Below are 13,866 nucleotides of genomic sequence, written 5' to 3' on the forward strand. Positions count from 1 at the left end.
AACCCCTTTTGCCCGCCCCGCATTCCATCCCGGCCGGCCTCAGCCGACCGGGATTTTTTGCTTCATGTTCAGGAGACGCCGTTGAAGTCGGCGACCTTGAGGTTGTGGGTGCCGTCGAGCGTCAGTGCGAACTCGGCATCCGGGTCGCCATCGACGCTGCCGCGGATCACGGTTACGTCGGCTCCGTCGCGGGTCTCGTGCGTGACCACGATCTGGCCAGCCCCTGAAAGCGTCGTGCCGCTCGAGAGCGTGAAGCCCTGCTTGCCGGCCTGCCCGCTGTTTGCATCGATCGCCGAGAAGTCGATCCGGTCACCCGGCGAGAAGCCGTAGATCGTGTCGCCGTCGGCCGCCGCCACCGAGGTGAAGCGGAAGACGTCGTCGCCAAGGCCGCCGTCCATGATGTTGACGGCTGTCGAGGCGGTGATCTCGTCGTGACCCGAACCGGCGATGATGTTCTCGAACCCGTAGATCGTGTCGGTGCCGACCTCGGCCCCCACTACGTGGCCGCGCCCCATGAAGCCGTTGCCGAGATCCACCTTGAGGTTGCCGGTCGCCACCGAATAGTCGAGCGTGTCGACGCCATCGCCACCCCAGTAGCTGTCGGAACCGTCGTTGAGCGTGGCAAGCACGGTGTCGTCGCCGTCACCGGCCCAGACCTTGTCCGCCCCGGCGCCGCCTTCGATGATGTCGTTGCCGGCATCGCCGTAGAGAAGATCGTCGCCGCTATTGCCGAACAGCGTGTCGGCACCCGCCCCGCCATGGATCTCGTCGTTGCCGGCTCCACCGGAGGCGACATCATCGCCATCGCCACCGGACAGCACATCGTCGCCATCCTCGCCGCGCAGCACGTCGTTGCCGCCATCGCCCGACAGAATGTCGGAGGCTGCGCCGCCGAGCAGGATGTCGGAAGCCGCGCCGCCCAACAGCACGTCCGACGCCGAGGTGCCGACCAGGGTGCGGGCTGCAACCGGCAACGGCACGCCATTGCCATCGCCATCGCCGGATCCCGATCCGTCGTCCGTACCACAGCCGTCATCGTCACCATCGTCGTCCGAGCCACCATCACCGCCGTCATCATCATCATCATCATCATCATCATCGTCGTCGTCACCGGCGACGAGGGTCGGCGTATCGCCGCCGAAGGTGATGGAATGCCCGCCATTCGAGAGCGTCGTGGTGCCGTCGCCGTTGTCGGTTTCCTCGTAGCTCGCCGGGTCCGCGCCGACGGGGATCTCGATCACGTCCTGGGGACGCAATGCACCGACGATCGTGTCCTGGCCGCCGTTGCTGCGGAAGACGATGCGGTGGGCGGACGACAGGCTCGAAATATCGACCACATCGTCGCCGGCGGACCCTTCGATCGTGATCGTCGAGTAGTTCAGGCTGGTCGTGTCGAAATTGCCGATGACCTGGATCGTGTCGCCCCCGCTTGCGCCCCCATCCGGTCCGCCATTGTTGTTGTTGTTCGACACGTTCAGCGTGTTGACGCTGATCTCCTCGATGTTGTCGAGTTCGGCAATCACGCTTTCGGTACCGTTGACCGTGCGGGTGATCACGATCTCCGTCGATGCAAGGAAGGTCGTGTTCAGGCTTGCTGCCAGACCGGCATTCTGCCCGGCGGTAACCGCATAGATGCGGAACAGTTCGGCTCCCTGAACTCCGTTCAGAGTGTACGTGTCACTGCCGGCGCCGCCATCGATGATGTCGCGTCCCTGGTTGCTGGTTTGGTTGATGTTGTCGTCGCCGCCGCCAGCAAAAATGATGTCGTTGCCCGCGTTGCCGTTCAGCGTGTTGGCGGCATTGTCGCCGACAAGTATGTCGTTGCCGGTCCCGCCGTCGATCGGTCCGCCGGCGTCGCGGACCACATCGACGGTTGCCGTATCGGTTCCCGTACCCCGGTAGGTAAAGGAACCGCCGTTGGTGAGCCCGTTGTCGGTGACCGTGACACCGTTCGGGCCAAGGGTGGCCGCGACGCTGTTCGTTGCTGTGATGGCCGAGATCGCCAAGGGGCTGTCGGGGTCGGTGTCGTTGGCAAGCAGCGCCCAGCTCGGAATTGTGAACGGGTTGCCGTTTGTCCAGTTCGTCACGATGCGATCGTTGTTGGCGATCATGGGGTCGTCCACGGCAACCACGCTGATGGTCGCCGTCGCCGCCTGGCTGTCGCGGATGCCATCGTTCACCGTCACCTCGATCGTCCGGGGCGTCGTGCTCGGATTATCGGAGGAGTTGGAAAAGCGAACCGAGTCCAGCGCGCGTTGGTAATCTGCGGCACTCGCCTGGCCCGTGAGCTGCAGGACGATTTCTCCGGCGATCACGGCTTGCGAGACCGCGATGGCAGAGGGGCGACCGTTCGCCGTGGTCGCCGTCAGTACGTCGCCGGCCGCCATGTTCTTCAGAACGACGCGAGCCGAAGCGATCATCTCGTTTGTGGTAATGCCCGACAGGCTGGAGATGCCGACGGCAGCCTGGTTTTCGGTGAACGTGCTGCTCCAATTGTTCGTGCCGTCGTCCACGGGCGTGGTGTATTGCACGTTCACATTGTCGATCAAGACAGACTCGGCGTTGCTGTTCACACCACTGAAGACAAAGCGGATGGCCGACGAGGCCGAGAAGGGGCCGGCAAGCGCGAGGTTGGCGCTGCCGTCGTTGGCGTTACCGTCGATCGTGCGGATTGTGGTGAAGGTGACGCCGTCGCTCGAATACTGCACCAGAAGGCTTTCGCCGTTGTCGAGGCCGGTTTCTTCGTAGTCGAAACTCAGCGTCGCAGTGCCCGCGCCGACCATCGAAAGATCGACGGTTCTGGTGATCGTCGCGCCGGCCGGTGTCGAGCCGAAACCGGTGTCCTGCCGGAATTCAAGCTGGCCGCCATTGATGCGGATTTCGCCCGTGGTCGCCACGTTGGTCGTACGGTCGCCCGTCTCCGCCCATGCCGAAGTCCACGTCGCCGATCCGTTGGAGTTGGCGTAGTTCGCGGTGCCGAAGGCATCGCGATAGTTGCCGCTGTCGAAGGCGTGCAGGTCGAGCGATGGGCCGCGCAGGTCGAGAACCCGGTCGGCAAACTGGATGCGTTCGATGTTGAAGAGGCGGTCTGTCCCCTCCGCTTCGAGATTGCGTCCAGTCACCGGGTCGATGACGCCGGCGGTCGGGTCCGTGTGGGCGACCGTCACGCTGCCGTCGGCGTTGAAGGTGACCTCATAGTTCTCGAAGTTGTCGTAATAGACGGCCGTGTCGACATCGCCGGCCTTGCCGCCGTCGACGATCTCGCGGACGACCTGCAACTGGCTCGGCTTGATCTCGCCCGAAAACAGACGGCTCTGGATGTCGGCGATCGAGTCGACGCTGAAGGCCGACCAGCCCTGGCCCTCGCGCGGCGAGACGAGGATGCGTACGTTCAGCCATTTGTCGCCGTCGATGATGTCATTGCCGCCCATGCCGCGGATCGTGTCCGAACCGCCGCCGCCGAGGATGATGTCCGACCCGTCGGACGTATCCATGACGGCGACCTCCTTTGCTCCCGCCGGGTTGATCGGAACGCCGTTCGCATCGAGGTTGTGCGGATTGTAGAGGTCGAAGCGCTGGAGATGGGCGACGAGCTCGCGCAGGCCTGCAATCCGGTCGACATTCTTTTCGAGCAGCGCGTTCGAGAAGCTCTCGATCGGCGCATCGGCGTCGACCTGGGCGGCATTGCCGTTTGGATCGTACCCGCCGATGACCACGTCGCGGCCAGTGAGGGTATCGTTGCGATCCCAGCCGGACAGCCCTTCGACCAGATCATAACGGTCGCGCAGGATGTTGTTCTGCTGGTTGACGAAGATGCTGATATTCATGTTCGCATCGGCGTCGTAGTTGTTGTTCTTGAACGTGGTCCAGTCGAAGCCGGCCATGCCGTTCGAACGGTTGATGCCGATACCCTGAACCATGATGTCGTCGCCGGATTCGGCATCGAAATCGGTGTCGTTCTCGCCGGCGATCATCACGTCATGGCCGATGATGCGCGAGTTGAAGAACAGTTCCGAATTGTCGCCCGTGAGTGTCGTCATGTTGCCCTGGGCTTCCATCCAGTCGTCACCCTCGTTGCCGAGAATGGCGCCGCCGCCGCCGGTGGGCGCGCGGATGAAGTCGTTGCCCTGGCCGCCGGAAAGCGTCTTCTGATCCTCGCCGCCGGCCAGCACGTCGTTGCCGTCGCCGCCGAAGATCAGATCAAGGCCCATGCCGCCGTTGATGACGTCGTCGCCCGCTTCGCCCTTGATGACGTCGCTGGCGCCAATGTCGGTACCGCTATCGGTGATAATGTCGTCGCCGTCGCCGCCGTGCAGATGGTCGACGCCGAAGCCGCCCTCGATGCGGTCATCGCCCCCCTCGCCCCAGATCGTGTCGTCGCCGGCACCCCCGATCAGGGTTTCGCCTGTGTTCGTGCCGCCGAGCACGACGTGCTCTTCGCCGGTGAAGCGCAGGTAATTCGTGCCGCGAATAACGAGGGAATCAGTGCCCGTAACCGCAGAGATCACGTCGGCCTCGCGGGTCGGGTCGGCATTGCCGAGCCCATGGTTCCACTGCTTGGTCTGATCCATCGTGATGATGTAGTCGGCCGTCTGGAAGGCCGAACCATTGATATGGAGGCCGCTATCCTCGGTGTCGGTGTTGCGGCGGATGAGGTCGGCGAAGCTGTCGGCCTCGAGCTCGTTGAGCAGGTTATGCCCTTGCGTACGGCTCAGGTAGTAGAAGCGGTCGGCGTTCTGGAGGTTCTGGATCTGCAGCTCGAAGACGAAGGTGAAGGTCGAGCCCAGCATGCCGCCGAAGGGCATCAATGCTTCGGCTAGGCCACCGATCCAGAAGTCCACCTTGTTGAGGCCGGTTTCCCGCGTTGCCCATGCGCCGGTGGAGTTCAGATAGTCCAGTCGCGCCTGGCGCTCGGCCGCCGTTTCGCCGGTCGTGCCGAAAACGAGATCCCAGGCAGCATCCCGCTTGGCTTCGGCCGTGGTGGCAGCGACGATCGTCTCATGGGTGCCGTAAGCGGCGATGAAGTTCACGATCGAAAGCGGGTTCTTGATGTGCAGGGCGAAATCCGCCCAGCTTTCATAGGGCTTGAGATAGCTGTCGTTCGTCTGTTCGTAGATCTGGCGCCGTGCCTCGTTGAGCGAGGGAATGCCGGTTTCGCGCGCTCGGGTGATGTTGACCGCCGCAAGGTCCAGCGGCAGGCCGACGAGGTTGTTGCGCAGCGCGCTGGTCATGAACTCGTCGATTTCGTTGCCGACCTGCTGGGTCATGCCGCGGATGATGGCGCCGGAGGCAGCGTGTGCATCGACACCCGCATTGTTGAACGCCAGCGGGTTCAGGAAGGCTTCGATCAGGCCGAGTTCTTGCGGTGTTGCAGCACCTTGAGCGTTCAGCGTGAGCATCTCGACGTTTTCGGTAAGCATCGAGTGGCCGAAGCGATAAACGACCTGGGCGAATTCTTCGAAGATCGCGCCGTCGAGTTCGACGGAATGCGAGAACACGAAGGCATCGATCTGCGGCGCGACGGCACGGACGAACTCCTCGAAGACGAGGTGCTGATAGACCATTTCCGTCGAGAAACGCGCCGCCTGGAAGAGACGCTCGCCATCCCAGACAAGGCCCGCGGAACTGGTCGGGAACGTGGTCACGTCGACCAGAAGCCACTCGTTGAGCAGCGCCAGGTCTCCTTCGGCCAGCACCGTCGCCTTGATGGCGCTGACCTGGCGGTTGTGCTCGCTGTGGAAGACCGAATGGGTCGCCGTCAGCGCGATGTTCTCGTTGCCGCGGCCATCGCCGACGACGAAGTGGGCGTCGAGCAGTTCGTCGTCATAGGTGACGTTGACGCCGAACGCGTTCGGAAGGATCGGGTTGCCGGCAACGTCGTCGTCGTCCGCAACAACGGCAACGGGCGCGGTTAGCGGGTTCCGGTCGTGATCGACCGGGCCGCTCGGTACGGCGCTATGGGCGATGTCGTTGAGGAAGGCGCGGCCGGCGCTCAGCGCCGTGACGCCATCGAGCGGGTTCGCAAGATTGCCCTCCACAGGTCCGTTGACGGTGATCATCAGCGGCAGGCCGTTGGGTCCGCGAACGAATTCGCCGTAGAGGTCCGTTACCAGGAGCGGCACACTATGGACGTTCAGGTCGCTAAGCTCGATGCCGAGCAGGTCCCTTGCCTGGTTCTTGATGTCGGCCCAGGTCGGCGGCCCACCGGTTGCGCCCTGCAGCATCTCACCGGTTGCCAGGGGCTTGCCGTCCACCAGCACATACTCGCGCAGGAAGACCTGATGCGACGGATTGGACGTGTAGACCTGGTTGAGATCGATCCACGGCGTGGTCTCGTTTTGATGATCGCGGATGTCGTCGGCCGTACCGAGCTGACCGTCAGGACCGGGATCGTTGGTCGCGCGGGTGAGGACCATGAAATTGGTCTGGCTACCCACGACGTAGAGCGGATCGTCCGGCTGCAGCGGGATGATGACGTTGCCGCTGCCCCCCTTCGAGGTCAGGTCAAGGCCGTGGTCGAAGAACTGGCCGAAGATGGTCATGAAGCCGTTGAACGAGGCGGTGTCCCCGAGGTCGGCGGCGACGTTCTTGATGAAGACGTTGTCGCCATCCATCGTCACGCCGTGAGACGAAAGCTCGTCGATGACGGCGGCATCGGCCGCGGCGGCCGCAGCTTCGGCGGCTGCCGTCGCCGCACTTCCGGTCGGGATTGCGTCGCGCACGGCAATCGCATCATTGAGCGCATCCGTCGCGTCCGCCAGATCCCCCGCTGCTAGCCCCAGGGCCGCGTCGGCGCTCGCGAGTGCCGAGGAGGCGCTTGCCGCAGTGCTTTGGGCACTGTCGACGGCGCTCGTCAGGTTTTGTTGCTCGGCCACCGCGTCCTGTAGGGCGACCACTGCCGTCGTATGCTCTGCCTGCGCTGCCGTCAGGGCAGCCGAAGCGTCTTCCAGATTCTCGACCGCCAGATTGTAGGCGATTTCGGCATCTTCCCGGGCATCCACGGCCTCGATGTAGAGCGCGCTGTTTGCCGGCGTTGGATTGTTCTGGAACGCCGCAAGGGCGGCGCTCTCCGCCTGCTCGGCCAGGGCAAGATTGGCGAAGGCGACGTTGCGTGCATCGGTCGCGTTCGAGACCGCCGCCGCTGCAGCCTGGCTGGCTGCAAGTGCCGTGGCGGCAGCCGCCTGGGCGCTTGCGACCACAGGCGCATGGGCATCGCGCGCCGCGATTGCCGAGGCCAGGGCGGCATTGGCGCTCGCAAGCGCTTGCGCCGCTCCCGACTGTACGACCACGGCCGCGTCATAGGTCGCCTGCGCCGTTGCTTGCGCTGCCTGGGCGTTGGCGACGACGACATTGGCGGCAGCGACCGCGGCAGCGGCATTCGCAGCCGCGGTCGCGACGGCGGCATGCGCCGCCCGTGCGACGGCCTGGAGATCCATGACCGTGCGCACGATGCCGAGGGCTTCCGCCCCCTTAATATCGACGGACGCAAGCGCTCCGGCTATTGCTGCCGGATTGTCGAGCGACTGGTCCGCGACGATGTTGGAGATCAGGCGAGGCTGGCTGTCGTAAACCGTACCCGATGGGTCGGCGTAACTCGTCTGCTGTCCGTTGCGCGGGTTGATTTCGGCCGGCGCGTAGTTCGGCGTGAGCAGGCGCACCATCGTCTGGTCCGACGAGCCGAGATGGGTCATGTTTGGCTGGAAGTTGTTGTACGAGCCGTCGACCGTGCGAAGGCCGTATGGAAGGAGCGGGTTGGAAACGAGCTCTGCAAGGGCAGCGCGCGGATCGGCGCCGCCGTTGATGGCCGCCGTATGGGCTTCTGCGATCTTGATCTGCTTCAGGATGAAGTCGAGGTCGTTCCGGTTAAGCTTTACCATTTTTCCCTCCATCGGAGCACCCCGCGGTCGCGGTCGCCCGTTTTCAAACAAAGTTCCACCATCCGGCGGTGAGGCTGTCCTCCGCGGCGCGCCGGTTGCTTTTCGTGTCTCGTTGGTGAGCCGAATAGGCCTTTTGATGCTCGTATGGTGAGCCTCGGCGCCGACGAAAGAAACGGCGCAAGGTCGGACGAGATTGTCGACGAAGGTTGGAGCGGGTTTCGGACTAGTGGACGTGCGCCGTTGGCATTGGTCCAATGAAAAACCTGGACTTAGGTCCAGTTCTTCTTTCTCCCGTAGAAATTGACTGGAGAAGCTCTTTCAATTTGTCAGAATAGTGCGATCATCGCAAAAGCGGCTTGGCCGGGGCACTGCATTCCGCGGCACGCAATCCGAGAGGAAACCGCGCAGCGTGACGGAGCATTCAGGGGGTATTTCGCATGAGATCGCCGCGCCAGCGGAGCCGGCGCTAGTGGGCCGCCGTCGGCTGTTGCTGCCGCTACGGCAATGGTTTGGCCGGCAGACCCTCTCCATGCAGTTCCTGCTTGCCTGCGGTGTACTGATCTTTCTGGTCGCTGCCGTCTCCGGCTATCTCATCTCGCGCGAAGTGTCTCACAATGCGGCGGTCGATCGCGCAGCTGCGACGGCTCTCTTCATGCAGAGCATTCTCGAACCGGCCGGAAACGACCTTGCCCAGTCGGGCCAGCTTTCGCCGGAGCGCCGGCTTCGTCTCGACGAGCTTTTTGCCGAACCGCAATTCAAGGATCGGTTCCCCTACTTCGAGCTCTGGCTGCCGGATGGATCGGTCGCCTACTCCACGTCCAAGGAACTGATCGGCCACCGTTTCAACCCGCCGCCGGGGCTTCTGCGCGCGCTCAAGGGCGATGTTGCCGCGGAATACACGGACCTGACGGCGAGCGAGCACACGATGCGCAGCCTGAGCACGCGCTACCTGGAGATCTACAGTCCGCTGCGCCGGTCCGATACCGGCGACGTGGTTGCCGTCGCGGAGATACATGAGGATACGGATACCCTGCACTGGGAGATCTTCGAAGTGCGTCTGATGGGCTGGACGGTCGTTGCCGGCGCATCCACCCTCATCATGCTCGGACTGCTCGCGATCGTGCATCGCGGCAGCGCAACGATCGAACGGCAGCGCCTGCGGCTGGAGCAGCGCGCCGAGGAAGCCGAGCGGGTTTCCGAAGAAATCCGCGTCCTGCGTGATCGCGCAAGGATCGCCTCCTTGCGCATGACCGACTCCAACGAGCGTCTGACGCGCGGAATTGGCGCCGACCTGCATGATGGTCCCGCGCAGCTTATCGGCTTTGCCATCCTCCAGACGGAGCCCGTCCGCGTCGCCCGGTCCAAGTCCGAGCGTGAAGAGGCCCTGGAGGTGATCTGTGGCACGCTGGAAGAAGCCCTGAAAGAAATCCGCCTGATCGCGCGGTCGCTGCTGCTCCCGGATATCGAGCATCTGGACCTTGACCAGGTGATCGAGCGGGCCGTGAAACTGCACGAGGCGCGAACGGGAACCCGGGTGGCCATCAAGGGCAGCGGCAGCAGTTTGCCGCTCCCGCCGGTTATCAAGACCTGCATCTACCGTTTCGTTCAGGAAGGCCTGAACAACGCCCATCGCCATGCGAACGGTCAGGGCCAGGCCGTGCGCTGTCGCGTCGACGGCACCGTTCTGAACCTCAGCGTCCGCGACCATGGCGGCCCTTCTGCCAAGCGCAGCCCCGGCGACAAGCCGGACGGCAGTGGTCTGGGCATTCACGGCCTTCAGCAACGGGTCGAAAGCCTTGGCGGTACGCTAAAGTTCGTGCATCGACGGGATGGGGCGGAACTGCAGATGACGCTGGATCTCGGGGGAGGAATGCTCGATGGATGAACCATCGTCGGTCATCGTCGTCGACGACCACGCACTCTTTCGAATGGGCGTTCTCCAGGCACTGTCAGCGCACAAGCGCTTTGCCGTCGTCGGCGAAGGAGGCTCGAAAGAGGACGCGCTCCGGCTCGTAGAGAACTGTCTTCCGAACGTCGCGTTGCTCGACATCTCCATGCCCGGCAACGGGATAGACGCCGCCCGTGAAATCTCGGCGCGATGGCCAAAGACGAAGATCGTGATGCTGACCGTGTCGGAAGAGGACGACGACGTCCTGGAGGCACTCGATGCCGGTGCGGCCGGCTACGTGCTCAAGGGGGCGCCGGCGCTGGACTTGATTACGGCGATTTCGACCGTTGCAGAAGGGCGAGCCTATTTGTCGCCCGCCCTTGGCATGCGCCTGTTCGGCGTCATTCGCAATCGGACCGAAGGGCATCGGGTGGAGCGGCTGGTCGACAAGCTGACGCCGAAGGAAGCGATCGTCTTCCGCCTGCTCGGACGCGGCTGCACCAACCGGACGATCGCCGAGGAGATGAGCGTGCAGATCAAGACGGTGAAATTCCATGTCGGCCGGCTGCTCATCAAGCTCGGCGCCAAGAACCGGGTCGAAGCGGCCCTCCTGGCGCAGCGACATCTGAAGCTTTCGGCAAACAGCAAGACGTGAGCCGGTTCGTCGGCGGGGCTAGTGCATGCATCTGGCCGAAACCGCGGACTCGGAAACAAACTCGCTGGCAGGTCACCGGTTCTCCAGCCGCATGATGCCCTGATGCGCGTTGCGATCCTTCAGGCTCAATCGGTGCGCTTTCCGTTGTTGATTTGGCGAATGTCGTTATCGCAAAACCGCGGCGCACGTTGGCGCGATATGCTCTAGTTGATCCGCTCGCCCTCGCCGGCACCCTTCGGGATCACATCCAGCCGCTGAGCCGCCAGCACGACTTCCAGGCGGTTCCTGGCATCGAGCTTCTGCATGAGCACGCTCATATAGTGCTTCACCGTCTTCTCGCTGATATCGAGACAGCGCGCGATCTCTCGGTTGGTGCTGCCACGCATCAGGTGACGGACGATCTGCTCTTCGCGAAGGCTGAGGCGCTGCTGCGCCTGTTCGCGCCGGCGCATCTCCGCAGTCTTCATCGCCATGATGACCTTGGTGGCAAAGCCTGCCGAAATGAAGGTCTCCCCATCATAGACCATGCGGATCGCCTGGTGCAGGTCGCTAGCCCTGCTGCCCTTGAGCACATAGCCGGCAACGCCGTAGTTCAGCACCTGGATCGCCGTTTCTATGCTTGAATTTGCCGTGAAGACGATGATGCGCGTGCCCTGGTACTTTCGAGCAATCAACTCGATGGCCGCGACCGCGTCCCCCGGCATGCTGAGATCGAGGACCAGCACGCGCGGCGAATGATCTTCGACAATTCTTAACGCGTCGACAGCGTTTTCGCCCTTCGCAACGATCTCCAGATCGCTCTTTGCGGAAAATACGCTGATTAAGCCGTCAAGTAAAATAGGGTGATCATCGACAAATGCGACGGAAATACACATGGAAACCAGCCCGAAATTAGAAACAGTAATAAAATCACATTGCAAAACCGCAGAGATATTACGCATTCAAATTTATGCAGTTACGAACAAATACATTCGATATCGGATATCAATACATACGAAAATTAAAGAACACCGCACAAAGCTTCGCGCATCCTCGTTCATTCGGTACGCGCGGATTCGAATGACCTCCCCGCCCTCCGATCCTCAAATACTATTACAGAAGAACTCAATTTTAAAGTGCATGCTTAAACATAGGTTAATTTTAGGGGTTTGACGAGTCGCTGAGCGAGAAGTGACGTCGCCGCGCAAAGCCCCTGTTCGCCGATCGGCACATCTGCGGTCGCACCCGCCATCCGATGGCTTGTAGAGCATGTCAGAAGCGACAATTGGCAAGAGCGCCTGCCGCAGCTTGCCGCATATCCAAATAAGCATTTCGACTATGAGACAGACGATCGCGCGCTGCAGCTTCCGGAAGCGACACCGATCGCCTCTTGAACCCGTGGCTTCGGAAACGCCACACGTGCCGAGCCGAAACGCGGATTTGGAAGCGACCCCGTGATCTTGGCGGCATGCGTTCCTATATTACGGTTCCGTCTCCGGCGCTGGCCGCGGCCAGTGCGAGACAAAAGCGAAGAAGCGCTCATGAAACAGGTGGAGGATATCTGAATGACCGAGAGAGCTGTTCTGGCCGGCGGTTGCTTCTGGGGAATGCAGGATCTGATCCGCAGGCTCCCCGGCGTCACCGGCACCCGCGTGGGCTACACCGGCGGCGATGTGCCCAATGCCACCTATCGCAACCACGGAACCCATGCCGAGGGCATCGAGATATTCTACGATCCGGCGAAGACCTCCTATCGGCGGATTCTGGAGCTGTTCTTCCAGATCCACGACCCCACGACGAAAAACCGCCAGGGCAACGACATCGGCACCTCCTATCGTTCGGCGATCTACTATGTCGATGACGAACAGAAGCGCATTGCCGAGGACACCATCGCCGATGTGGAAGCCTCCGGCCTGTGGCCGGGCAAGGTGGTGACGGAACTCGAACCTGTCGGTGATTTCTGGCAGGCGGAGCCGGAGCACCAGGATTACCTGGAGCGCTATCCCAACGGCTACACCTGCCACTTCCCGCGCCCGAACTGGGTGCTGCCGCGACGGTCCGCAGCGGAGTAACCGACGCCGGTCGAACATCTGATAGAGCCATGTCCGCATGAAACCGCCAGGTTCTGCGGACATGGACGCCGGCCGCATCATTCGCGTTCAGGACAGTCGTTGCGCCCTTGGGATGATTGTTCTCCTTTCTGGAGCATCACATGAACTTCAACAGTCAGCGACTTGAATTTACCGGACATTCCGGTGCAACTCTCGGCGCCCGCCTCGACCTTCCAAACGGCCCGGTACGGGCCTATGCGATTTTCGCCCACTGCTTCACCTGCTCCAAGGATCTGGCGGCGGCGCGTCAGATCTCGGCCGAGCTCGCGCGCGAAGGGATCGCCGTCCTGCGCTTCGATTTCACCGGCCTCGGATCAAGTGAGGGCGAGTTCGCCTCGACGAATTTTTCCTCCAACATCGCCGACCTTCGTTCGGCCGCCGACTATCTGCGGCAACACTTCGAGGCGCCGTCGCTCCTGATTGGCCATTCGCTTGGCGGGGCCGCCGTCTTTGCGGTTGCCAAGGAAATTCCCGAAATCCGCGCCGTGGCCACGATCGGCGCACCCGCCGACGTCGGCCATGTGCTGAAGAACTTCGGAGCGAGCCTTGAGGAAATCCGAGAGAACGGCGCCGCCGAGGTCGATCTCGCCGGTCGCAGGTTCCTGATCAAAAAGCAGTTCGTCGATGACGCCTGCGCCCAGCGCCTTCACGAGGCTGTGGCGACGCTCAGGAAACCCGTTCTCATTCTCCACGCGCCGCTGGATCAAACGGTCGGCATCGAAAACGCCAGCGACCTCTTCCATGCGGCCAAACATCCCAAAAGCTTCGTTTCCTTGGACAGGGCCGACCATCTGCTCACCGATCCTGCCGATGCCGCCTACGCCGCCCGGGTGATTGCGGAGTGGCTGAGCCGCTATCTCGTGGCCGACAGTCCGCAGGGCACGAAGCCAGTGGAACAGGTCCAGGTGACGGAAACGGGCGAAGGAAAATTTCAGAACTCGGTTCAAGCCGGCAAGCATCGCCTCTTTGCCGACGAGCCGCAAAGCGTGGGCGGGTTCGATTCCGGACCATCGCCTTACGACTACCTGTCGATCGGGCTCGCGGCCTGCACCTCGATGACGCTGCGCCTTTACGCCGACCACAAGAAGCTGCCGCTCGGGCGCATCAAGGTGGAGGTCTCGCATTCCAAGATCCATGCGCGGGATTGCGAAGACTGCGCCGCATCGGAGCGTTCCGATGGCGGAAAGATCGACCAGTTCGAGCGGCTCATATCGATCGAGGGCGAGGTCGCGGACGAGCTTCGCAGCAAGATCGAAGAGATTGCCGACAAGTGCCCGGTCCATCGCACGCTCGAAGGTATCGCCAGGATAACGACGGCGGTGAAGTAATCTGCAGGCGGCAGAATTTTTCTTTGTA

At 62.5% G+C, this 13,866-nt stretch carries 6 protein-coding genes; 4 read left to right on the forward strand and 2 right to left on the reverse strand.

Annotation, left to right across the window (positions count from 1 at the left end):
• Positions 1-68: 68 nt before the first annotated feature.
• Positions 69-7,877, reverse strand: coding sequence for a peroxidase family protein (locus M2267_RS23860; protein WP_429117701.1), 7,809 nt, complete (start codon positions 7,875-7,877; stop codon positions 69-71).
• Between the two features lie 409 nt (positions 7,878-8,286).
• Here M2267_RS23860 and M2267_RS23865 point away from each other — a divergent pair, with 409 nt between their 5' ends.
• Positions 8,287-9,762 carry a sensor histidine kinase gene (locus M2267_RS23865; protein WP_429117704.1) on the forward strand — a complete coding sequence of 492 codons (1,476 nt, stop codon included), beginning with the start codon at positions 8,287-8,289 and terminating at the stop codon, positions 9,760-9,762.
• Positions 9,755-10,420 (forward strand): response regulator, encoded by a 666-nt coding sequence (locus M2267_RS23870; protein WP_429117707.1) that lies wholly within the window; start codon positions 9,755-9,757, stop codon positions 10,418-10,420. The genes M2267_RS23865 and M2267_RS23870 overlap by 8 nt, the downstream gene beginning before the upstream one ends.
• Positions 10,421-10,623: 203 nt before the next feature.
• Here M2267_RS23870 and M2267_RS23875 read toward each other — a convergent pair whose 3' ends face one another.
• Positions 10,624-11,361 (reverse strand): response regulator, encoded by a 738-nt coding sequence (locus M2267_RS23875; RefSeq protein ID WP_429117709.1) that lies wholly within the window; start codon positions 11,359-11,361, stop codon positions 10,624-10,626.
• Between the two features lie 603 nt (positions 11,362-11,964).
• Between M2267_RS23875 and msrA the strand changes: the two genes are divergently transcribed.
• Positions 11,965-12,471 carry a peptide-methionine (S)-S-oxide reductase MsrA gene (gene msrA / locus M2267_RS23880; protein ID WP_060520547.1) on the forward strand — a complete coding sequence of 169 codons (507 nt, stop codon included), beginning with the start codon at positions 11,965-11,967 and terminating at the stop codon, positions 12,469-12,471.
• Positions 12,472-12,611: 140 nt separating this feature from the next.
• A complete protein-coding gene (locus tag M2267_RS23885) occupies positions 12,612-13,838 on the forward strand; it encodes a bifunctional alpha/beta hydrolase/OsmC family protein (protein ID WP_429117711.1) in 1,227 nt (408 codons plus the stop codon).
• The last annotated feature ends 28 nt before the right edge of the window (positions 13,839-13,866 follow it).

The organism is Ensifer sp. KUDG1, from assembly GCF_050434285.1.
GTDB lineage: Bacteria > Pseudomonadota > Alphaproteobacteria > Rhizobiales > Rhizobiaceae > Ensifer.